The 22,956-nt window shown below is 44.8% G+C and carries 19 protein-coding genes; 13 read left to right on the forward strand and 6 right to left on the reverse strand.

What is annotated here, in order from left to right:
* Positions 1-89: 89 nt before the first annotated feature.
* The gene (gene rnjA / locus JOC27_RS00930; RefSeq protein ID WP_205005101.1) at positions 90-1,796 is read right to left on the reverse strand and encodes a ribonuclease J1; all 1,707 of its coding nucleotides are present in this window, start codon (positions 1,794-1,796) and stop codon (positions 90-92) included.
* 4 nt (positions 1,797-1,800) lie between these two features.
* Positions 1,801-2,010 (reverse strand): DNA-dependent RNA polymerase subunit epsilon, encoded by a 210-nt coding sequence (locus tag JOC27_RS00935; RefSeq protein WP_205005102.1) that lies wholly within the window; start codon positions 2,008-2,010, stop codon positions 1,801-1,803.
* A 325-nt stretch (positions 2,011-2,335) separates the two neighbouring features.
* Between JOC27_RS00935 and JOC27_RS00940 the strand changes: the two genes are divergently transcribed.
* The 5 genes from JOC27_RS00940 (at position 2,336) to lpdA (ending at position 8,643) form a co-directional block, all read left to right on the forward strand.
* Positions 2,336-3,136 (forward strand): Cof-type HAD-IIB family hydrolase, encoded by an 801-nt coding sequence (locus JOC27_RS00940; RefSeq protein WP_338062748.1) that lies wholly within the window; start codon positions 2,336-2,338, stop codon positions 3,134-3,136.
* Positions 3,137-3,666: 530 nt separating this feature from the next.
* Positions 3,667-4,758, forward strand: coding sequence for a pyruvate dehydrogenase (acetyl-transferring) E1 component subunit alpha (gene pdhA, locus JOC27_RS00945; RefSeq protein ID WP_205005104.1), 1,092 nt, complete (start codon positions 3,667-3,669; stop codon positions 4,756-4,758).
* Positions 4,755-5,732, forward strand: coding sequence for an alpha-ketoacid dehydrogenase subunit beta (locus JOC27_RS00950; protein ID WP_205005105.1), 978 nt, complete (start codon positions 4,755-4,757; stop codon positions 5,730-5,732). The genes pdhA and JOC27_RS00950 overlap by 4 nt, the downstream gene beginning before the upstream one ends.
* Before the next feature lie 236 nt (positions 5,733-5,968).
* Positions 5,969-7,231, forward strand: coding sequence for a dihydrolipoamide acetyltransferase family protein (locus tag JOC27_RS00955; RefSeq protein ID WP_205005106.1), 1,263 nt, complete (start codon positions 5,969-5,971; stop codon positions 7,229-7,231).
* Between the two features lie 2 nt (positions 7,232-7,233).
* Positions 7,234-8,643 carry a dihydrolipoyl dehydrogenase gene (gene lpdA / locus JOC27_RS00960; protein ID WP_205005107.1) on the forward strand — a complete coding sequence of 470 codons (1,410 nt, stop codon included), beginning with the start codon at positions 7,234-7,236 and terminating at the stop codon, positions 8,641-8,643.
* A 127-nt stretch (positions 8,644-8,770) separates the two neighbouring features.
* Here lpdA and JOC27_RS00965 read toward each other — a convergent pair whose 3' ends face one another.
* Entirely contained in the window at positions 8,771-9,421 is a 651-nt protein-coding gene (locus JOC27_RS00965) for a DUF1054 domain-containing protein (protein WP_205005108.1), read from the reverse strand.
* Between the two features lie 228 nt (positions 9,422-9,649).
* Here JOC27_RS00965 and JOC27_RS00970 point away from each other — a divergent pair, with 228 nt between their 5' ends.
* Both JOC27_RS00970 and JOC27_RS00975 read left to right on the forward strand, forming a co-directional pair.
* A complete protein-coding gene (locus JOC27_RS00970) occupies positions 9,650-9,838 on the forward strand; it encodes a hypothetical protein (protein WP_205005109.1) in 189 nt (62 codons plus the stop codon).
* A 130-nt stretch (positions 9,839-9,968) separates the two neighbouring features.
* A complete protein-coding gene (locus JOC27_RS00975; protein ID WP_205005110.1) occupies positions 9,969-10,817 on the forward strand; it encodes an inositol monophosphatase family protein in 849 nt (282 codons plus the stop codon).
* A gap of 19 nt (positions 10,818-10,836) precedes the next feature.
* Here JOC27_RS00975 and JOC27_RS00980 read toward each other — a convergent pair whose 3' ends face one another.
* The gene (locus tag JOC27_RS00980; protein ID WP_338062749.1) at positions 10,837-11,070 is read right to left on the reverse strand and encodes a hypothetical protein; all 234 of its coding nucleotides are present in this window, start codon (positions 11,068-11,070) and stop codon (positions 10,837-10,839) included.
* Positions 11,071-11,280: 210 nt separating this feature from the next.
* Here JOC27_RS00980 and typA point away from each other — a divergent pair, with 210 nt between their 5' ends.
* Entirely contained in the window at positions 11,281-13,134 is a 1,854-nt protein-coding gene (typA, locus tag JOC27_RS00985; protein ID WP_205005111.1) for a translational GTPase TypA, read from the forward strand.
* Between the two features lie 289 nt (positions 13,135-13,423).
* Here typA and JOC27_RS00990 read toward each other — a convergent pair whose 3' ends face one another.
* Complete coding sequence (locus JOC27_RS00990; RefSeq protein WP_205005112.1) at positions 13,424-13,630, reverse strand: YlaI family protein; 207 nt, start codon at positions 13,628-13,630, stop codon at positions 13,424-13,426.
* 369 nt (positions 13,631-13,999) lie between these two features.
* On the opposite strand from JOC27_RS00990, the gene JOC27_RS00995 reads away from it, so the two are divergent.
* The 3 genes from JOC27_RS00995 to pyc all read left to right on the forward strand — a co-directional run bounded on the left by JOC27_RS00995 (position 14,000) and on the right by pyc (position 19,042).
* On the forward strand, positions 14,000-14,269 hold the full coding sequence (locus JOC27_RS00995; protein ID WP_415641005.1) for an Fpa/YlaN family protein: 270 nt from the start codon (positions 14,000-14,002) through the stop codon (positions 14,267-14,269).
* Positions 14,270-14,454: 185 nt separating this feature from the next.
* Positions 14,455-15,618 (forward strand): FtsW/RodA/SpoVE family cell cycle protein, encoded by a 1,164-nt coding sequence (locus tag JOC27_RS01000; RefSeq protein ID WP_205005114.1) that lies wholly within the window; start codon positions 14,455-14,457, stop codon positions 15,616-15,618.
* Positions 15,599-19,042, forward strand: a complete 3,444-nt coding sequence (gene pyc, locus JOC27_RS01005) for a pyruvate carboxylase (RefSeq protein WP_205005115.1) — start codon at positions 15,599-15,601, stop codon at positions 19,040-19,042. Before JOC27_RS01000 ends, pyc begins: the two co-directional genes overlap by 20 nt.
* Before the next feature lie 439 nt (positions 19,043-19,481).
* Here the strand turns inward: pyc and JOC27_RS01010 are convergent, their stop codons facing one another.
* Positions 19,482-20,393 carry a COX15/CtaA family protein gene (locus JOC27_RS01010; RefSeq protein ID WP_205005116.1) on the reverse strand — a complete coding sequence of 304 codons (912 nt, stop codon included), beginning with the start codon at positions 20,391-20,393 and terminating at the stop codon, positions 19,482-19,484.
* A 463-nt stretch (positions 20,394-20,856) separates the two neighbouring features.
* Here JOC27_RS01010 and cyoE point away from each other — a divergent pair, with 463 nt between their 5' ends.
* Positions 20,857-21,783: a heme o synthase gene (gene cyoE, locus JOC27_RS01015; RefSeq protein WP_205005142.1), complete on the forward strand. Its 927-nt coding sequence runs from the start codon at positions 20,857-20,859 to the stop codon at positions 21,781-21,783.
* 378 nt (positions 21,784-22,161) lie between these two features.
* Positions 22,162-22,644: a GNAT family N-acetyltransferase gene (locus JOC27_RS01020; protein WP_205005117.1), complete on the forward strand. Its 483-nt coding sequence runs from the start codon at positions 22,162-22,164 to the stop codon at positions 22,642-22,644.
* Positions 22,645-22,956 lie beyond the last annotated feature (312 nt).

Consider the following 22,956-nt stretch of genomic DNA (forward strand, 5'->3'; position numbering starts at 1 on the left):
AATGAGCAAGACGAAATTAGAAAAGAATAACACAAAAATATAGAGGCAGCGGATAATATTTATCCGCTGCCTCTATTTGTTGGACCGATTTAATTGCTATTATCAACGGTCTTGCTGCTTTTTTCATCTACTTGCATAATAATCGGCAAAATCATTGGCTTGCGGCGCGTTTTGTCATAGAGATACGGCGCCAAGATTTCGGTCAAACCACTTTTGATTTCCGACCACTGCAAATTTTCACGCTGAATCATTCCCTGGAGGTGTTGGGTCAGCAGTTCCTGAGCCTCACTAATCAAATCACCTGACTCGCGCATATAGACAAAGCCGCGCGAGATAATGTCTGGTCCGGCAAGTATTTTATGGGCTTCAATATCCACACTGACCACGACAATCACAAGTCCCTCTTCGGAAAGAATCCGCCGATCACGCAGAACGATATTCCCGATATCGCCGATTCCACTTCCATCAATATACACGGAACCTGAAGGAATTCTACCGGTCACAGCTGCGTGATTTTGGTCGAGTGCCAAGACGTCACCGATGTTCATGATAAACGAACGCTCAAATGGAATGCCGCAAGCTTGCGCTGTCTCAACGTGTTTTTTCAACATCCGGTATTCGCCGTGAATTGGCATAAAGAATTTCGGCTTGAGCAGCCGTAGCATCAATTTCTCTTCTTCTTGTCCCCCATGTCCGGACGTATGCACATTGCTGAGTTTACCGTGTATGACTTCTGCACCGGCACGATACAGCAAATTAATTGTCCTGTTGATACTTACCTTGTTCCCAGGAATCGGGGAGGATGAGAAAATCACAGTATCGCCAGGCTGCACCTGAATCTGGCGATGTGTACCGTTTGCAATACGTGATAAGGCGGCCATCGGTTCGCCCTGGCTACCTGTACAGAGTATCGTCACCTGATTATCAGGCAGGTGGTTAATTTGCTGGTGGTCGATGAAGGTATCTTTAGGTGCTTGAACATAGCCAAGCTCTTCACCGATTGTCAACGAAGCTTCCATACTACGACCAAAAACGGCAATTTTACGACCGGTTTCGACAGCAGCATCAACAACTTGCTGAAGTCTGTGGATATTGGATGCAAACGTTGCAAAAATGATGCGTCCGTCCACTTTTCGAAAAATATCTTTAATATTTTCGCCAACTTCGCGTTCAGTCATCGTAAAACCGGGCACTTCGGCGTTTGTACTGTCTGACATCAAGCAGAGCACGCCTTCTTTTCCGATTTCCGCCATTCGCGTCAGATTGGCAATTTGACCGCCAACAGGCGTAAAATCAAATTTAAAGTCACCGGTCTCGACAATATTACCTTGAGGCGTTTTGACAACGATCCCATAGGAATCTGGAATGCTGTGTGTGGTCCTGAAAAAACTGACCGATGTTTTTTGGAACTTGATGACATCATCTTCGGTAATTTCATGAATCACGGTCCGCCGAAGCAGATTATGTTCGTCCAGTTTATTGCGAATCAGCCCTGCCGCAAGTTTCCCGGCATAAATCGGCACATTTAACGCACGGAGCAGGTAAGGGACGCCGCCGATATGATCTTCATGACCATGGGTAATGAATAAGCCCTTCACTTTATCCGCATTCTTCACCAGGTAGCTGTAATCTGGGATAACATAATCAATACCGAGCAACTCATCTTCAGGAAATTTGATGCCGGCATCAATGACAATGATTTCATCCTGAAATTGAATCGCATACGTATTTTTCCCGATCTCGCCCAGACCGCCAAGCGAGAAAACAGCTGTCTGATGGTTCTTGACAAATTTCATAAAATTATAACTTCTCCAGTTTGAATTTCGCAGACTGCTTCTCATAGTCGAGGAATTTTCCACTTAGCGGCTGTATGAATTCCACATTGTAAGGTTTGTCTGCAAGTTTTTTTCTGACGTCGCGAACGTCAGTTGCTTCAAGGTAAAGGGTTTCCGTATTTTCCCGCACGGGCATTTCTTTTCTTGATTGTTGATAAAGCACTTTGTAAATCATTTGAATACTCCCCTCAAAATTGATTCTAAAATCCATTATATATGAAATTGGCACATATTTCATTGTTTTGGTGATTTGACTTTTCATTCGTTCTATCGAGTAACTCTAGAACCATAGATAATCTGTTATATAATGGTCTCAGTCACCAGAACTGTATAACAACGGACATGTCAATGTTTGATCACTTTTCTTACTGGAATTTCCTGTTATAATGAAATCGCTGAAATTATTTTTTTGGAACAATGTCTAAAAAATATTTCTCTGCATGGCTTGGCTTATAAGTAGGATGCCCAATTTGCATCAGGAACGATGGGGAGATGAAAGGGTGGAAAAATCTGTGCCGCAGGTAAAAATAGTTTTTTTTGATATCGATAATACGCTTTATGATCCAAACAAAAAAGTCCCGGAATCGACAGTTGAGGCGCTTCAAGCCTTGAAAGAAAAAGGGATCGCCACTGCAATTGCAACAGGGCGTTCGCCGTTTATGTTCCAAGAATTGCGCGAGAAGCTCGGTATTGATTCATATGTCAGCTTCAATGGTTCTTATGTTGTCTATAAGAAGGAACCCATTTATAAAAAGCATTTGCCAAAAGATGTGTTGGAACGTTTGGAACAAGAAGCGCGCGCGCGCGATCAACGTCTTGTTTTTCTCAACGAACGTACGATGCGAAGTGATGGAGAAATTAATGCCAAAGTCAAAGAAGGTATCAACAGTCTAAAGCTGCCGTATCCCCTCCCTGAAATAGAACCGGATTTTTATTGTAAAGAGGACGTCTATCAGAGTCTGCTTTTTTATGGGGAGCAGGACGATCACGCTTATTTGAATGAAGCACCGCTTGATTCTTTTGACTATGTTCGCTGGCATCCATACGCTGTAGATGTGATTCCGAAAAATGGCTCAAAAGCCTTCGGCATCAGCCAAATGTTGCAGATTCTTCAATTGTCTCGAGAAGAAACAGCAGCTTTCGGCGATGGATACAATGATGTGGAGATGTTGCGTTTTGTTGGAACGGGCGTAGCCATGGGTAACGCTGTTGCTGCAGCGAAAAAAGCTGCTGATGAAGTGACTCGACCTGTTGATCAAGATGGAATTTACTATGGATTGAAGAAAATTGGACTGATATAATCACTATTTTTCGTAAATCGGCTGAGCCCACCTGAGGTTTGCGTGAGCTATTACAGACGAATGAATCGTTCATGAACATTGAAATATATATCCCATTGAGGATGTCTGAAGGTCAAGAAATTGACTTTCAGGCATCTTTTTGATAAAAGTGTGTGGTTTTTGCGTAGAAAAATAGAGTGGGGGGGCGCTACACCTGTGGAAAGACGTCCAAGTGGTCCCCGCGGCAAGCGAGTGACCGGAGTGCAAGTATTGTAAAAAAGATTTGCCCATAGCATTCTCACGGACATAGCCGCATTTAATACTCTCAAATGTAAGCGATTACCTAAACGAATCCTCTTGTTTGACTAATACGAAGCCGATATTATAAACTGAGATTAGGATCAATGAGATAAATCACGCGAAACATGTGAAAAAAAATCCTTTGATAACGCTTGAGTGGCAGGGACGCAAATAAATTGCGTTTTTCAAGCGTTGAAAGCGCTTGTATCTAAGCGGTTTTTATGAGTATTCTGGAGGAAGAGGTGAACAAGATGACTGCAAAAAATTTGGAAGTTTCTGATCATTCCTTCCAAACCTTGCAGATTCTCAATGAGCAAGGCGAAATTATCAATAAAGAGGCGATGCCGGAACTCAGCAGCGAACAACTGCGGGAACTGATGCGTCGCATGGTGTATACAAGAATATGGGATCAAAGAGCACTGTCACTAAACCGCCAAGGACGGCTTGGCTTCTATGCGCCAGTTGCCGGTCAGGAAGCATCGATGCTAGCGAGTGAGTTTGCTTTGGATAAAGAGGACTGGCTGCTTCCGTCATACCGGGATATTCCACAAATGGTTTGGCATGGACTGCCGCTTTATCAGGCTTTTCTCTATTCGCGCGGTCATTTCTTGGGCGGACAGATTCCTGATGGCGTCCATGTACTTATGCCGCAGATTATCATTGCCGCACAATGCACGCAGGCAACAGGAATTGGCCTCGGTTTGAAGAAACGTGGAAAGAAAAATGTCGCTCTGACTTACTTTGGCGATGGCGCGACGTCTCAAGGCGATTTTTATGAGGCGCTTAATTTTGCGGGTGTTTTTAAGACACCGACGATTTTTATCAGTCAAAATAATCGCTTTGCTATTTCTGTACCTGTAGAAAAACAGACAGCCGCGAAAACACTCGCACAAAAGGCAACAGCAGCGGGGATTCGTGGCATTCAGGTTGACGGTATGGATCCGCTTGCTGTTTATGCGGCTGTAAGTGACGCGCGCATGCGTGCCGTTGCCGGCGAAGGTGCAACGTTTGTCGAAACATTGACCTATCGATACGGTCCGCATACAATGGCTGGCGACGATCCGACACGGTATCGGACAAAAGAGCTGACCAATGAATGGGAGAAAAAAGATCCGCTTGTCCGCTTTAGAAAGTATCTGGAAAGCCAAGGTCTCTGGACCTCAGAAGATCACGAGATGGTAGAAGCGGAAGCGAAGAGCGATGTGGCAAATGCACTGAAAAAAGCTGATCAGATGCCGAAACAAAAAGTCAGTGATTTGCTGTCGATTATGTATGAAAAACCAACCCCCGCTATTGAAGAACAATTAGCCATCTATAAGGGAAAAGAGGGGGAGAAGAAATGACACAGATGACGATGATTCAGGCTATAAACCAGGCGCTTCGGTTAGAGATGCACGATGATCCGAATGTGCTTCTTTTTGGTGAAGATGTTGCGAAGAACGGCGGTGTTTTCCGAGCAACCGAGGGTCTTTATGACGCTTTCGGTGAGGACCGCGTTTTCGATACACCGCTTGCGGAGTCAGGCATTGGCGGGCTGGCTCTTGGCCTCGCCATGCAGCAATTCAGACCAGTCATGGAAATCCAATTTTTCGGTTTTGTTTTCGAAGCGATGGACAGCATTGTCAGCCAAATGGCGCGGCTTCGCTATCGATCCGGCGGCGCTTATCATGCACCGGTAACCATCCGATCGCCGTTTGGCGGCGGTGTCAAAACACCGGAACTGCATTCAGATAATCTCGAAGGCTTGTTTTATCAATGCCCGGGATTGAAAGTGATTATTCCGTCTAATCCGTATGATGCCAAAGGACTTTTGATTGCTGCCATCCGTGATAATGATCCGGTAATTTTCTTGGAACACATGAAACTCTACCGTTCATTTCGCGAAGAGGTTCCGGAAGAATCCTATACTGTGGAAATAGGGAAAGCACGAGTCACCCGGAGCGGATCGGACATTACGATTATTACGTACGGCGCGATGGTTCGCGAAGCAATGAAAGCTGCTGAAAGCCTAGCGAAAGAAAAAATAGATGCTGAAATCATTGACTTGCGTACGATTAATCCGCTTGATACAGCAACCATTATTCAGTCCATTCAGAAAACCGGACGTGCTGTTGTCGTTCAGGAAGCGCAAAAACAGGCGGGTATCGGTGCTCAAGTTATCGCTGAAATCAATGATCGCGTGCTTCTTCACTTGGATGCGCCTGTCGGCAGAGTCTACGCACCGGACACCGTCTTTCCATTTGCCGCTGCCGAAGAGCAATGGTTGCCTAAAGCCAAAGATATCATTGAAAAAGTCCAGGAAACGATTCGTTTTTAATAGAGGCGATGTTTCAATTGAATGTTGCTTTTTTGACCAAAAGGCAATGTGTGAGACGCCTGCAGGAACAGCGTGCAGACGGGCCTCGCAGATTCTAGCATGTATGAGGAGGCTCGCAGGTAGCGCTCGCGGCAAGCGAACACATAGCAATAAACGTCTTAAAACAACAGCAGCTTTAAGGAGAACGTAAAATAAGGAAATCTGGAAATAAGTTGGAAACTGAGGGAGTGGCGCCATTGGCCTATCAATTTAAATTACCGGATATCGGCGAAGGTATTCATGAAGGAGAAATCGTCAAATGGTTTGTGAAACCAGGCGACGAAGTTAAAGAAGACGATACGCTGGCTGAAGTGCAAAATGATAAAGCCGTTGTTGAAATTCCATCGCCAGTTGACGGCAAAGTGCTAAGCCTTGATGTGAACGAAGGAGAGACTGTCGAAGTCGGTACAGTTGTGATTACTTTAGAATCAGATGTATCGAATGAGGAAGAGACAGAAGCGTCTGCGGAGAACGAAGAGCAGATAACACCAGCACAGTCGCCAGTGTCAGAGGAATCAGTGAAGAGCAGTAAAACGACCGAAGTGATAGCGATGCCATCCGTGCGTAAATACGCTCGTGATCATGGGGTGGCAATCGTAACACTAAATGGATCCGGACGCAATGGTCGGATTCTTAAAGAGGATGTCGACAATTATTTGAATCAGCCAGAAGAAACGTCCCAGTCATCGACGCAACCAGTAGCGGAAGCTGAACTGGATCATGTGGAAAATGAGGCAGATAAAGCAAATTCCCAATCTACGCTGGAAACTAGGGAGAAATTCAGAGGAATTCGCCGAGCGATTGCCCGTGCAACGGCTCATTCTATGCTGACAGCGCCGCACGTGACACTTATGGATGAGGCTGATGTGAGTAAACTCGTCGACCATCGAAAAACGTTCAAGGCTGAGGCAGCGGAGCAAGGTGTACGCCTGACCTATCTTGCTTATGTCGTCAAAGCGCTTGTCGCTGCGCTTAAAGCATTCCCGATTCTTAATGCGTCACTAGATGAAGCGAATGAGGAAATTATTTATAAACACTATTACAATATTGGAATTGCAGCGGATACACCGCATGGATTATTTGTTCCGGTTATTCAGCATGCGGAATCCAAATCTTTATACGAGTTGGCTTCGGAAATTAGCCGCCTGGCCAGTCAAGCAAAAGAAGGTCGGTTGACTGCCGCCGATATGAAAGGCGGAACATGCACAATCTCCAATATTGGTTCTGAAGGCGGACAATGGTTTACGCCGGTAATTAATCAGCCGGAATCGGCAATCCTCGGCATTGGACGAATTGCTGAGAAACCGATTATTCGCGATGGAGAAATTGTTGCTGCACCTATGCTTGCTCTGTCAATGAGCTTCGACCATCGTCTGATTGACGGTGCAACGGCTCAGAAGGCAATGAACAAAATAAAAAGGCTGTTAACAGATCCACAGCGCCTTATTTTGGAGGGGTAAAAATGGTTGTTGGGGAATTTACAACGGAAGTGGACACAATTGTTCTCGGAGCAGGACCAGGCGGCTACGTCGCGGCAATTCGCGCCTCGCAGTTGGGTCAGAAAGTGATTGTCGTCGAGAAAGAACACGTCGGCGGTGTATGTTTGAACGTTGGCTGTATTCCGTCTAAAGCGTTGATATCTGCAAGTCACCGATATGAACAGATGGCGCATAGCGATGCATTTGGCATTAAAGCAGAAAACATCACCATTGATTTTCTCAAAGTTCAAGCGTTTAAAAATCAGGTGGTAGAGCGTCTGACAGGTGGCGTGCGTGGGCTATTAAAAGCTCATGATATTGAGCTTGTCGAAGGTGAAGCCTTGTTTGTTGAGCCGGATGTTGTGCGCGTGAACCATGGCTACGAATCGTCCCGTTATAAATTCAACCATTGCATTATTGCGACCGGTTCGAGTCCGATTGAAATTCCTGGCTTCAAATGGAGTGATCGCGTGCTCTCCTCTACGGGTGCGTTAGCTCTGAAAGAAGTCCCTAAAAAAATGGTCGTCATCGGAGGCGGCTATATTGGTATCGAACTCAGCGCTGCGTATGCCGGATTCGGAACGGAAGTTGTCATTCTCGAAGGTTCACCATCCATTCTACCTAATTTTGAAAAACGTCTCATCGCACCCGTGAAGAAGAAGTTAAAGGAAAAAGGTGTTACGGTCTATACTCAGGCACTGGCAAAGGGTGTGACAGAGACAGCTGAGGGTGTCTCTGTTACCGCGGAAATCAAAGGTGAAGTGAAGACCTTTGCAGCGGATTATGTAATGGTCACGGTCGGGCGACGTCCGAACACCCGCGACTTGGGACTTGATCTGGCGGGTGTAGAGGTGACGGAACGCGGCTTGATCAAAGTTGATAAGCAAGGAAAAACAACTGCTGATAATATTTATGCAATTGGTGATATAGTACCGGGTATGGCACTGGCTCATAAAGCTTCCTACGAAGGAAAGGTTGCTGCAGAGGCGATTGCAGGTGAGGCATCTGAAGTTGATTATCGGGCGATGCCAGCCGTTGTCTTCTCTGATCCGGAGATTGCGACTGTCGGCTTATCAGAGGAAGAGGCAGTCAAAGCGGGTTACGAGGTAAAGACCGGCCAATTTCCATTTGCGGCAAATGGTCGCGCGTTGTCTTTGGGCGCCACGGACGGTTTCCTTAAAATTGTTTCCCGTGAATCAGATGGGCTCGTGCTCGGTGCGCAAATTGTTGGCACAAATGCGAGTGATATGATTGCTGAATTTGGTCTGGCAATCGAGTCCGGCATGACAATCGAAGATATCGCTTTGACAGTTCATGCGCATCCTACACTTGGAGAAATGGCGATGGAGGCGGCAGAAGTCGCGCTCGGCAAACCCATTCATATTGCCAAATAATACAGTAATAAGGGCCTAAGCGGAGATTCCGTTCAGGTCCTTTTTTTAAGCGATAAGCATGTATCAGATTTTCGTCCAAACGAAGTATAAGAGAAATTAAGGCTTTGCCATTGTCAAGCGGACTTGGTTATACCAAGTTATTCTCATGCATCGTAGTAAGCGCCGTCCGGTATAGCGGCATCAATTGATGCGCCGCTTGCTGGATTTCTTTCAACAGTTGTTCACCGGTGATCGTTTGGATTGCCTTAGGCGTCAGCGTCAGTCCACAGAGTAATTCTGCTTTCTTTATGTCGTGCAACCGTTGAAACAAGTGGTGCCGTTCATTGGGCGTTAGCGTTCCTTGTTTGAACGTCTTCGGCTGCGTGTGATCAGGACTCCACATGAAATCTGTTGGAATTTGCTGCATGATTTCCTGCTCATGACTCAGAAGAAAATCGGCGAACGCTGGTTTGGCGGGATAGTCATCAATAATAGCGAGCCAGAAAAAAACATGCGTTTCCCATATACCAAGCTGAAAATGCGGATATTTTTTATAACTGCGTCGATCGCATGAAAAGGCGATCCAAGTACTTTCCGGAGGATTAACCGTGCGTCGCGCGTGTTTGGCAAGATGCGCGTAAAAAGGCCGACCGGTTTCTTTAGCAAGAAACGGGGTCAGCTGCTCCGCAAACGAAAGAAACTTTGGTTGAACCGTTTCACGGATATGTTCCATTCTCATGTCTAGTCCATCCGTTTGCATTGCTTGAAAATCATTTGTTGAGAAATGATAAAGAGTCATACTGCTTCACGTTCCTTCCGCGAACTTCAGGGATTAAAGCCAGTCTATCATAATCCAAATAAAAATGGGTACGATGCTTGGGGAAAACTGTTTTTTTCCTTGCAATATGACAGGTTGCGCCGCATAAAATAAAGAAACAACCACAGGCAGTTTCTCATGGAGAATAAAATTCTGTCCCTTTTGCAATGCCGCTATAGCCATTTAAAATGGAAGGGATGTGTTGGTCCGATGAAGCCAATCAATCAAACACTTAGTCGGAAAGATGCGGAAAGAAGAATTCCGATTCTGAGAAAAGAAATTGATGCAGAATTGGCCGCCTTGCACCAAGCAATGATTCGCCAAGATCCGGGGGCTATTAATCTCTGTAAAGAAAAACTGGAAATTCTGCGACGTGAGATGATTCTGCTCGAGATCTGAGCGCCACACGGATCAACGACGTAAATTTTATCAAGGGAATGGTTTGGGAACACTGCTTATGCAGTGTTTTTTATTTTTTCGTCAAAATGCGTTAAGATGAGTGAAGCAATAAATCAGGAGTGTGAACGGAATGCAGACAGTTAACTGGACGATATTAGAGAACAAAGTTTCCATATGGGTTCGGGAAGCTGGCGAGAAAATCAAAAAGTCTTTTGCTGCACCTACCCCTCTCGAAGTCAGCAGCAAAAGTGCCTATAATGATTTGGTGACGAATATGGATCGGTCCATTGAACAGTATTTGGTTGAGAAGATCAGAACGAACTATCCCGGCCAATCAATCATTTCTGAAGAAGGATTTGGCGACAAACCGGATACAGTAAATGGTATCCTGTGGTTCGTCGATCCGATAGATGGGACATTAAATTTTGTAAAGCAACAGCGCTTTTTTGCAATATCAATCGCTGTTTATGAAAATGGGAAGGGTAAGGCAGCCTTTATATATGATGTGATGGCGGATGAATTCTTTCACTGTCTCGCGGGGCAAGGTGCCTATCTGAATTCAGAGAAATTAAAGCCAATTAAAAATTGCGTGTTAAAAGACGCAATGCTCGATTTAAGTATGTCTTGGCTGAAACCGAATAAACGGATAGACGAGAATGTACTTACAGATGTGATTCAAACGTGCAGCGGGACGCGATCGTATGGAGCAGCATCGATTGAACTTGCGTACGTTGCTGCTGGCTTCCTCAATGCTTATTTCACGATGCGATTATCACCATGGGATTACGCGGCTGGTTTGATTCTAATTCATGAGGTTGGCGGCATTGCTACACGGGTAGATGGACGGCCAATAGACCTTTTGACGAAGCAGACATCATTGCTTGTTGCCGGACCGACGTTGCATGGTGAAATTACCAATCATATTCGCGTCAAAATTAATGAAGGGAAAAATGTGAACGAGCCGGATTCCGTCTCATGACGAATGCCGACTCAATGGGTTAACTATTTTCTTTGCTTTCCATTCGCTGTTGCCGCGCTTTGATGAAAAAACCGAGCCACATAAAAACAGTAATTCCGACAATACTGGAACCTGTAATGACAATACTTCCATAAGCGATGCCGGCAGCAACGCCGACAAGACCGGCGATAACTAGCACGGACAATAACCAATAAAGAATACGCATGACAGAATGCACCCCTTTTTTATCATAATCGTATTGTCGAAAATTCACAACGAATGGCACCTGAAGCGAGCACGGGAAATGGTAAAGTGCAAGCCAAATCGTATAAAAGATAAACGAATTTTTAGTCACGCAAACGAAATAGATTTTTGTTAGATTTTAAAGTAATTGACAAAAATGCTTAATATATGAGAAAATAATTTGCATGTGCAGATTTCGGTCATGGAAGTTATCGGAAATTATGAGGAGAGTAAAGCAGAAATGACAAAACGCAGGGAAGAATTAAGAAATATTGCGATTATTGCTCACGTCGACCATGGGAAAACAACGCTGGTCGATAAATTGCTGATGCAGTCAGGAACTTTTCGCGACAATCAGCATATTCAAACAAGGGCTATGGATTCCAACGCGATTGAACGTGAACGTGGAATTACCATCCTTGCCAAGAATACGAGCTTGACCTACAAGGATCATACAATAAATATTGTAGATACCCCGGGACACGCTGATTTCGGGGGCGAAGTTGAACGAATCATGAAAATGGTTGACGGTGTGCTTTTGCTCGTCGATGCCTATGAAGGCTGCATGCCGCAGACACGTTTTGTGCTGAAGCATGCCTTGGCTGCTCATCTGAAGCCGATTGTAGTTGTCAATAAAATTGACAAGCCAATGGCACGTCCGGAAGAAGTGGTCGATGAAGTTATCGACTTGTTCATTGATCTTGGCGCAGATGAGAGTCAATTGGAATTCCCAGTTGTTTACACATCGGCAGTGAATGGTGTGGCTGGAACGGATCCTGAACATGTGGATCAGGATATGCACGTTGTTCTGGATATGATTCTTGAAAACATTCCAGCTCCGGAAGATAATCGTGAAGAAGGCCTTCAGTTCCAAGTTACAATGCTCGATTATAATGACTATGTTGGCCGTATCGGCATTGGTCGTATTTATCGTGGCAAGATTAAGGTTGGCGATGAAGCCGCACTTGTTAAGAACGGCGGCCAAAGCGTTGAGAAATTCCGGATCACGAAGCTGTTCGGTTATCATGCGTTGAAGCGGATGGAGATTCAGGAAGCTGCTGCAGGTGATATTATCGCGATTACCGGTGTTTCCGATATTGACATCGGCGATACGATTAACACTGTTGACCAAATCGATCCGCTACCGCCATTGCATATTGATGAACCAACGCTGAAGATGACTTTCCTTCCGAATACAAGCCCGTTTGCTGGACAGGAAGGCGAATATGTCACGAGCCGTAAAATAGAAGATCGTCTGATGGCTGAAATGGAACGCGATGTAAGCTTGAAGGTTGAATCAGCATCTGATTCACATGATTCTTGGGTTGTTTCCGGACGCGGCGAACTTCATTTGTCGATTTTAATTGAGACGATGCGCCGCGAAGGTTATGAACTCTCTGTTTCGAAGCCGAGTGTAATTACTAAAGAAATCGATGGAAAACTTTGCGAACCGTATGAATCGGTACAAATTGATGTGCCGGAAGAATATGTCGGTTCGGTAATTGAATCGATGGGCAAGCGGAAGGCTGAACTGAAAGATATGCGCCAGGAACAGCCGGGACAAACTCGTCTGACATTCATGATTCCGTCACGTGGGTTGATCGGCTATCAGCGCCAGTTCATGACTGATACGCGCGGCTATGGCATTATGAACCATACCTTTGACCACTTTGCACCGTTTATCCGTGAAGAAATCGGCGGCCGCCGCTCAGGGGTGCTAATTTCGATGGATCAGGGACAGACAACGGCTTACTCATTGGCCGCACTTGAAGATCGTGGTGAAATGTTTGTTGGACCAGGCGTTAGTGTTTATGAAGGGATGATTGTCGGCGAACATAACCGTGAAAATGATTTAACGGTCAATGTGACACGTGCAAAACATGCTTCAAACGTTCGTTCTTCGAACAAAGACCAAACCGTGACACTTAAGGAAGCGCGTAAAATGTCACTTGAAGATTCATTGTCCTATTTGAATGATGATGAATATTGCGAAATCACACCAAAAAGTGTACGTATGCGTAAGAAAATCCTGAATAAGGGTGATCGCGAACGTTTTGAGCGTCGCGGCAGCAAGATCCCAAAATATAACGGTTAATAAGAATCTGATCCCCTTTAGTTCGCAAAACTTTTAACTATTGTGTATGTTATTTGTTTTTATAAAGGGCGAGCGAAGAGAACTCGGCGTTTTACGCCGAGTTCTCTTCCGTCATAAGCAACGTCACCAGAAGCCCGGCAATTTGAATGCCGGCGTGGTTCACAACGACTGAAGGATAATCATAAGCTACGTAAAACGAGTTGAAAACAAGGCCGGTGTACCGTCGATAATAGACGGTGCATCGGCCTTGTTTCGTTTTGTCCAGAAAATAAAGCTGGTCAGAATCGGTTCAATAGCGGTTAACCTTTTTCCCAGAAGGTGGGAGATGCAGGGTGAACTTTCCTGTTGCCCACCTAGCTCGAGTTCGTTCACTAATGCGTTTGTGGCAATCATCGCACATAAATGTGTGAATCGGACGGTTTCTAAGTCGTTTGGAAACCAGCGACTGATCGTCAAGCGTGCAGATCTTGCCGCATAAAATACATGGAACACGCAAAAGGCATAACTCCTTTCAAAATGGCGTTGCTTGCATAATCGGATATCCGGCTCATCGATGAAAGATGGAGCTCCATTGGTTTTAAAGTTGTTTAAAATTGAGACAGAGAGATTCGGTCAACCAAAATTCTCGCAGGCTTTTTTTGTCAAACCTGCGTTGGACTTTCGAATAATCGTCAGTGCTTTTATTAACAGTATACCAATTTTCACCTGTTACGGCGAATACTTCTCCGTATAGCAATAAGAATACCTTCAGGGCTGTTCAACACGAGCTTTCCGTTTTGTAGAGGCTTGCTTTTTAGAATGACACAAGGTAAGATAAAAAATAGGTGTACACGAAGTGACAGGGGGGAGCAAATTGTCCGTTGAAATGACGGTTGGTAGCGGCGAGAAAGCTTATGAACTGCTGCAGGCCGATGCACAGAAAATTGTGAAACTGATTGGGGTGCAGATGGAAAATTTGACGATGCCTCAGTGCCCGCTATATGAAGAGGTTCTGGATACACAAATGTTCGGCCTTTCCCGCGAGATTGACTTTGCTGTCCGGTTAGGTCTTGTTCGTGCGGATGAAGGCAAGGAACTACTTAGCTCTTTGGAAAGGCAAGTATCCGCCCTTCATGAAGCATCGATAAAAAAATAAGGATCATACGCTCAAGACGCGTCTTTGTTAGGGTGCGGTTTGGGCTTTTTTGCGCTTTTGAAAAGCAAAAAGCAGGGCGTTAACAGGAGATATGTTTGAATAAGTAAACAGAAGAATGGTGGATTCTATATAATTTGTTTCTGCCAAGCGAATAGTGCTGTTTTTTTTTGAAGGGCCGGTCAACTATGATTAAAAAAATGTTTCGTTATTACGATTATTCCTTGCTTGTTACAACGTTGCTTTTGATTGGGACTGGCCTGATTATGGTTTACAGTGCAGGTTCAGTATGGGCGAGTATGGTGATGCGGCCACCTCATCCGACTTATTATTTCTTTATCAAACAGCTGTTTTGGTTTGCTTTGGCACTTCCATTCGGTATCTTCGGTATGATTGTACCTTATAAAATGTATCATAAAGTTGTGAAACCGATGGTAATCGGTTCGATACTCCTGCTGGCTGTACTTTTTTTCGCAGGCAGCGTTCGAAATAACGCGCAGTCATGGCTGTCGTTTGGCGGTTTCAACTTGCAGCCGGCGGAATTGGTGAAAGTTTCCCTGATTTTTTACCTTGCTTCTGCTTTTGCTCATAAACAGAATCGCATGGAAAAGGTCAAAACAGTTTTTCCGCCGCTTGCCATTATTTTCTTGATTTTTATACTTGTTGCGAAACAGCCGGATCTTGGCACCGCAATGATTTTGATTGCAATTTCCGGGATTATGGTGCTTTGTTCAGGACTAACGTTGAAACATCTGTTACTATTATTTGGAGGAGGTTTGACGGGTGTTCTTGGCTATTTTGCAATGGCAATCAGTCATGTTCAGTCCGGACGGTTTACGGCCGCCTATGATCCATTCGCTGTCGCCCAATCAACAGGGCGACAACTGATAAATTCCTATATCGCGATCGCTTCCGGAGGACTATTTGGCAAAGGACTCGGTCATAGTATTGAGAAGACTGGTTTTCTTCCGGAACCGCAGACTGATTTTATTATCGCGATCGTTGGCGAGGAACTTGGTTTAATCGGTATATTATTTATCATCTTATGCTTGGCATATCTTATTTTCAGGGGATATGTCACTGCAATCCGCTGTAAAGATGCATTTGGCAGCTTACTCGCCATTGGCATCTCGAGCATGATTGCCATTCAAACATTCGTCAACCTCGGCGCAGCGACTGGATTGATTCCTGTCACCGGTGTGACTCTTCCCTTCATCAGTTATGGGGGATCTTCTTTAATCGTTCTCGTTTTTTCAATTGGTGTACTCTTGAATATTTCTTCAATGGTTAATATGAAGCGATCGAGCAGCAAACAGGAGGGGAATAGAGAGAATGTTGAAACATTCCATTAAGAAACTACTGGTAGCAAACCGAGGCGAGATAGCCATTCGAATCTGCCGCGCATGTAATGAACTGGGCATCCGAACGGTTGCCATCTTTTCAAAAGAAGATATCAATTCATATCATCGTTATAAGGCGGACGAATCCTATCTCGTTGGACGGGACAAGAAACCGATTGAAGCCTATCTTGATATTGAAGGAATTATTGAAATCGCCAAAGAGCATCAAGTGGACGCCATTCATCCAGGTTACGGTTTTCTCTCAGAAAACGCTGAATTTGCCCGCCGCTGTGCTGAGGAGGGGCTTACCTTTGTTGGTCCGCGTGCCGAACATCTGGAAACGTTCGGCGATAAATCAGCGGCAAGAGCTGCTGCTGTTGCCGCTGGAATTCCTGTAATTCCGGGTTCAGGAGACGCCGTTTCGTCGATTGATGAAGTTCGTGAATTTGGCAGGACACATGGCTATCCAATTATTATCAAGGCGGTGCTTGGCGGCGGCGGTCGTGGGATGCGCATTGTCCGTAGCGAGAAAAGCCTGGATGAGGCTTTTGCGCGCGCCCGCTCAGAAGCCAAACAGACATTTGGCCAGGAAGATGTTTATGTTGAAAAATATTTAGATCATCCGCGACATATTGAAGTGCAAATTATCGCCGATCAATCCGGTGAAACTGTTCATCTCTATGAGCGCGATTGCTCCGTACAGCGGCGCCATCAGAAAGTTGTCGAAGTCGCACCTAGTCGTAGACTTGGCGAAAAACTGCGCCACGAGATTTGCGATGCCGCTGTTAAATTGATGGAAAGCGTTCATTATTTGAATGCTGGAACGGTTGAATTCCTCGTTGTGCCATCCGGGCAATTTTATTTTATTGAAGTTAATCCTCGTGTCCAAGTGGAGCACACGATTACAGAATTGGTGACTGGTGTGGATATTGTTCAGTCGCAGATTTTGATTGCTGAAGGCTATGGTCTGCACGAGGATCCGGTATTGATTCCGGAACAGAAGGCGATTCACACAAATGGCTATGCAATTCAGTGCCGGGTGACGACTGAAGATCCAAGCAATAATTTTATGCCGGATACAGGGAAAATTGTTGCTTATCGAAGCGGCGGCGGTTTCGGAGTGCGCCTTGATGCTGGCAGTGCTTATACAGGTTCTGTCATTACCCCATACTATGATTCGTTGCTCGTTAAATTATCGACATACGCGCAGACCTTTAAGGGTGCTTCCGCAAAAATGCTGCGAAATCTTAAGGAATTCCGAATCCGCGGGATTAAAACCAATATTCCTTTTCTTGTCAATGTCGTGCAGCATCCGGAATTTCTTGAAGGTAATGTGTCCACGACCTTTATCGATACGACACCGGAACTTTTTTCATTTGAAAAGAGCCTCGACCGTGGAACAAAAATGCTGACTTATATCGGCAATATTACGATAAACGGCTACCCGGGCATCGAGAAGATGAAGAAGCCTATCTTTGATACGCCACCGGTTCCTGATCTGAAATTGTCCGAGCCTTTCCCACGTGGAACGAAGCAGCTACTTGATGAAAAGGGAGCAAAAGGCGTCGCTGATTGGGTTAAAGCGCAACCCAAAGTTCTGCTCACAGATACGACATTCCGTGATGCGCATCAAAGCCTTTTGGCAACACGGATGCGAACGAAGAATCTCGTTGAAATTGCTGAACAGACAGCACATCTACTTCCTAATCTTTTTTCTGAAGAAGCGTGGGGCGGTGCCACATTTGATACAGCCTACCGTTTCCTTCGCGAAGATCCATGGGCAAGACTACGCCGGATCCGCAAACGTATGCCGAATATTTTGTTGCAGATGTTGCTCCGTGGTTCCAACGCAGTCGGCTATAAGAACTATCCGGATAATCTAATTCGGGCTTTTGTTCAGCAAGCCGCGAAGGAAGGCGTCGATGTCTTTCGAGTTTTTGACAGCTTGAATTGGCTAGAGGGCATGCGTGTTTCCCTGGATGCGGTCATTGAAAGCGGAAAGATTGCGGAAGGAACGATGTGCTATACCGGCGATATTCTGGATGGTCAGCGGACAAAATACAATCTTGATTATTATAAAAAGTTAGCCAAGGATCTAGAAAACGCCGGTGCACATATTCTTGGTATTAAGGATATGGCCGGGCTCTTGAAACCGGAAGCCGCCTATCAACTTGTTTCCGAATTGAAAGACACAGTTTCTATTCCTGTTCATTTGCACACACATGACACGAGTGGCAATGGTATTTACACCTATTTAAAAGCAATCGATGCAGGCGTGGATATTGTTGACGTTGCAGTTGAAGCGCTTGCTGGGATGACATCACAACCAAGTGCTAATTCGTTGTATTACGCATTGGGTGCGAATAAACGGCAGCCGGATATTTCTATCGACGGGTTGGAATCGCTCAGCCACTATTGGGAAAAAGTGCGGAAATTCTATTTCCCATTTGAAAGCGGCATGAAGACGTCGAACGCAGAAATTTATAAACTGGAAATGCCTGGTGGTCAATATAGCAATCTGCGTCAGCAAGCCATTGCTGTCGGACTCGGTGATCGTTTTGAAGAAGTTAAAAGTATGTACCGTCGTGTCAATTTGATGTTCGGCGATATTGTTAAGGTAACCCCGTCATCAAAAGTTGTCGGCGATATGACGCTTTATATGGTACAAAATGATTTAAGCGAAGACGACATTTACGAAAAAGGCGCATCTCTTGATTTTCCGGATTCGGTCATTAACTTCTTTATGGGAGAACTCGGCCAGCCCTACCAAGGTTTTCCGAAAGAATTGCAGAGCATTATTCTGAAAGGTAAAAAGCCACTGACGGATCGTCCGGGCAAACATCTGGAGCCAGTTAATTTCGTAGAAATTCGTTCGATGCTTGAAGAAAAATTTGATCGCAAATTCGCTGACGATGAAGTCATCTCTTATGCACTCTATCCGAAGGTTTACACGGATTATTTGCATTTCTGCGAACAGTATGGGAATATCAGTGTCCTCGGCACACCGACTTTCTTCTACGGTCTGCGTCTTGGGGAAGAGGTAGCTGTCAATATTGAAGAAGGTAAAACCCTTGTTGTTAAACTGATTTCGATCGGCCATGCGGGTAAAGACGGCATGCGCACAGCGTACTTTGAACTAAATGGTCAGCCTCGCGAAGTGATGATCAAGGATGTGAGTGTCCAGTCCTCGGAGACGTTGCATGCTAAGGCTGATAAAGATAATCCACACCATATCGGCGCATCAATGCCGGGTACAGTGATTAAAATACTCGTTACCTCAGGTGAACGAGTTAAAAAAGGCGACCATTTGATGGTCACTGAAGCTATGAAGATGGAAACAACTGTCCAAGCTGCAAGTGACGGTGTCGTAAAGAAGATCTATGTCAGTGAAAATGATGTGATTGAAACCGGAGATTTGATGATTGAATTACAGTAAATTCTGGAATATGTGTTTCTAAGCACTTCAAGGCTTAAACAACAAAACTTTATAAACATGAATAACCCCCTGAAGCTGGATAACGAGAAGCTAGCTTCAAGGGGTTTTATGATATTGTGTAAAAAAAGCAGTGTAGGTGCGCTGGCCTTTACGGGAAATACGTGCTTAACGGAATTTGCAGATTTTTGCCTGTTCGAGAAGGCTTTCGGTGCGCTCCGGGGGCAAGCGAGCGACCGGAGCCTATTTAATGCAAAATAAGGAATGTACGTTTTATCGCCCAGTTTTACTTATACTCAATAGTCAAGGATTTAGGGATACGTAAACAAATCAGGTTTGCTGCGAAAATAAGAGAACCAATCAATCGAAAAAAGGATGTCTCAAATTCGAAATCATTTGAGACATCCTCCAACCAGCGAATCGAATGAAAGAGACAAGAAGCTTAACGCGCTTCCTTCCATCTGAGACCAATCATTAACAAAATCATTAATAGCCCAAAGAAAACAGTCACAAAGAGGGAATGCAATAGCAAGGTATACAAAGCCATTTTTGTTTCCAACACCAGAACCCCAGAGAATGCCTGAAATAGAAGAAACAATAAGGCAAGAAAAAGAAGGATACTCAAACTGGGTATCTTTTTATATTTGTTGAAGCAGACCACCAGCGTCGCAACCACCCATAGAATAAGAATCAGCGCGGCGACCCGGTGCACGTATTGGAAGCCGGCACGGCTGATTAACTCTGCTGGAAACAGATGACCATTAACTAGTGGAAAATCGGTGGCTGCCAGACTTGAATCTGTATGGCGCACAAATGCTCCGGTATACATAACAAGATACGTATAAATACTTAGAGTGATGAAGTTCCAGGACATCCCTCGCTTAATCCCCGGAACAAGTCGCATGCAATGCGGATGGGTTTCCTCAATCACGATAACCGCAATCAGCAGGTTGTTTGTAAAAGAAAGGAGCGAGACGCCAAAATGAAGCGCGAGGACAAATGAAGAATTTCCCCAAACGACTGCGCTCATGCCAAGAAATGCCTGAAGAAAAATTAGAAAGACGGATGCAGCGGCGAGAAAACGTGCTTCTTTCACCTGCTTTAACCGCGACCAAATCCAGACAGCTAAAATAATTACCAGAATCGAGGTAAAACCGACGACCATCCGGTGACTGAATTCAATCCAGGTTTGATTGGATGTTGCAGTCGGTATAACCTGCCCATTACAAAGTGGCCAGTTATGGCCACAGCCATAGGCGGAGCCGGTATTCGTGACAAGCGATCCCATCAGGACAACAATTAATATGGTAAACGCAGTTAACACGGCAAGAATCCGCAACAGACGGTCAAACATATGTATCACCATGCTTTCAATAAATTCATAAAGTTCTCCGGAAATGTCTCAAGTGCTTTCCATTCTTCATTCTAACAGATTTTTAGCGTAGAAACTGTTTCAGGCGACTCTCTTTTTGTATGAGTTTCTCCCTATTCCTTGAAAAATAGGATTTGTGTCACATGTAAACGAAAACAAAGCTATCGATTTGTGATGCAAATCATTGTGCGAAACATGAGACAAAAAAATGCAGTTCATATATAATTAATATGGAACAATGATAAATTTCTCATATTAAAAATTTGATCTGTTTTTCTGCTCATGGTTTTATTCATACGTTGTTTTGGTCTTGCTTTAAGAATAAGCTTGCATTCAGCATATGAGCCATTGTAGGAATCTTGAATGAATCGATAGATTATGAGAAGAGAGAGCAGAACAAGAAGCAATATCTTGCTTTTTTAAGGAGGTCTAAATGGTGAGTAAAATGCTAACATCCGAAAGACTGATTGACAGAACAAATGTGTCCATTGAAGAAGCAGCTTCCGGTCATATAGTGAAAGATGTGTTCACCACAATAAAAATTGGCATTGTCGTATCGAATTTGATCACCGCTTTTGCCGGAGCATGGCTTGCTTTATATTTTACGGGTCAATCGGCGCTTACAGAGCTACTGCAGCTTGTGCTTGTGCTCAGCGGTACGGCGATGGTGATTGCTGGCGGATGCGCGCTGAATAATTATATTGATCGCGATATCGATCCGATCATGGAACGCACACATGGGCGTCCATCAGCAACGGGACGATTAACTGGAAAAACGATTCTTGCCTTGGGTTTTGCATTTGCCATTGCCGGTTTGGTTCTTTTGTTCGCAGCTTCGTCAAGTGCTGCGGTTTTTGGGCTTGCCGGACTGTTTACCTACGTGTTAATTTACACGATGTGGCTGAAACGCGCCCATACGATAAATACTATAGTCGGTAGTTTTGCTGGGGCGGTTCCGCCATTAATCGGCTGGGCAGCCATTGATCCAAGTCTCAATTCGCCAATACCTTGGATACTGTTCTTGATTATGTTTATCTGGCAGCCGCCGCATTTCCTTGCTTTGGCAATTAAGCGGGTCGAAGAATACAGAAGCGCGGGTATACCGATGCTGCCGGTTGTTGCTGGTTTTGCGATTACCAAGCGTCAGATGATTGTTTATGTTGCCGTGCTTCTCCCAGTCTCACTATTGCTGTACTCGCTTGGTGCCTTTTATTTAGTTGCCGCTTTCTTGATGGGAAGTGCGTGGTTGGCTTACGCGGTTTATGGACTTTTTGCGAAAGATACAGTGGCTTGGTCGCGGGTCATGTTTGTCATATCATTAAATTATTTGACGCTTTTATTTTTTGTCATGGTACTATCCACATTTATTTAAATCATTTATATGGCAATATGTCATGTGCACCGGCTATAACAATTTAGCCGGTTTTTTTACGCTTTTTTTTCGCTTGAATTGCTTTTCAAATGCAATAAAGGCGCTCTGGCGCCTTGCGGGGAAACATGCCGGATAGGCCCTGCAGACTTTTGCTTGTACGAGGAGATTCGCGGTGCACCCGCGGCCAGCCAGCGGACGAAGCGCATTTACTGCAAAATAATAGCCAGTATCGCCTGGTATATCTAATACGTTAAGAATGTAACTGTCTATGAGTCAGCCTTTTTTCAAACAGCGCGGAAATTACGAAATATATCTGCATGTTCGAACTTCTTGAATAATAGACTTGTAATACGCGGGGACGAGGAGGAAAGGGTCGATATGGTACAAATTGAAAGAATGAATCCGACGGAAGAGCAAGATCTTCATGCTTTTTTTAAACAATATGCCCAATCAGAACATCCAGAGGATGATACTGCATCCAAGACCTATCCGTTCATCGAAAATTCAGGAGTCTCGCTGCGGCATGTTCTCGTTGCAAAGGATGGGGGCTCGATCATTGGGGCTGTGATTTTGACACGAAGTGTCTGGCAGATGGAACGGTTCACAACGAGGATAGATATCGGCGTATTGCCCGCAAAGCGCAAACAGGGCATTGGCAGACGGCTACTGCATGCAGCAGAAGCATTCGCTGATGAAATGGGCATATGGCGAATTGAAACCATCCTTTCCGTCCGGAATCGTCCAGCGCTGCTTCTCTTCGGGACGTCCGGTTATCAAGTCGAAGCGATGAAGACAAAGGCACTTTCACTAAAAGACGGCATGAGCGATGCCTTTTATATGGCGAAAATCCTGAAAAAATAAAAATCAGTCGATCAGCTGCCAAGCGGTTTATCGTATAGATATTTTGTCGACAATGGGAGCAGGATCTTCAGTCTTGTGGTATTAAGTCAAGGCCTAAATAAGATTTAATTCTTTGTTTCTCAGATACCTTTGAAAAATAAGACAACACTAACCTAAGCCTTCAAAATTACCAAAATTTTGAAGGTGATAAGGAGGCGGATTTTACTGATTTTCGGCTAGCCCACCTCCCTTCGGGGTGTAAATCAGGTGATCGCGAAGCAGCACGTCCACCAGCCGAACTAGTTTTCTTGCTGTCAGTACGAGTGCGCGTTT

The sequence above is a fragment of the Sporolactobacillus spathodeae genome (assembly GCF_016908935.1).
GTDB lineage: Bacteria > Bacillota > Bacilli > Bacillales > Sporolactobacillaceae > Sporolactobacillus > Sporolactobacillus spathodeae.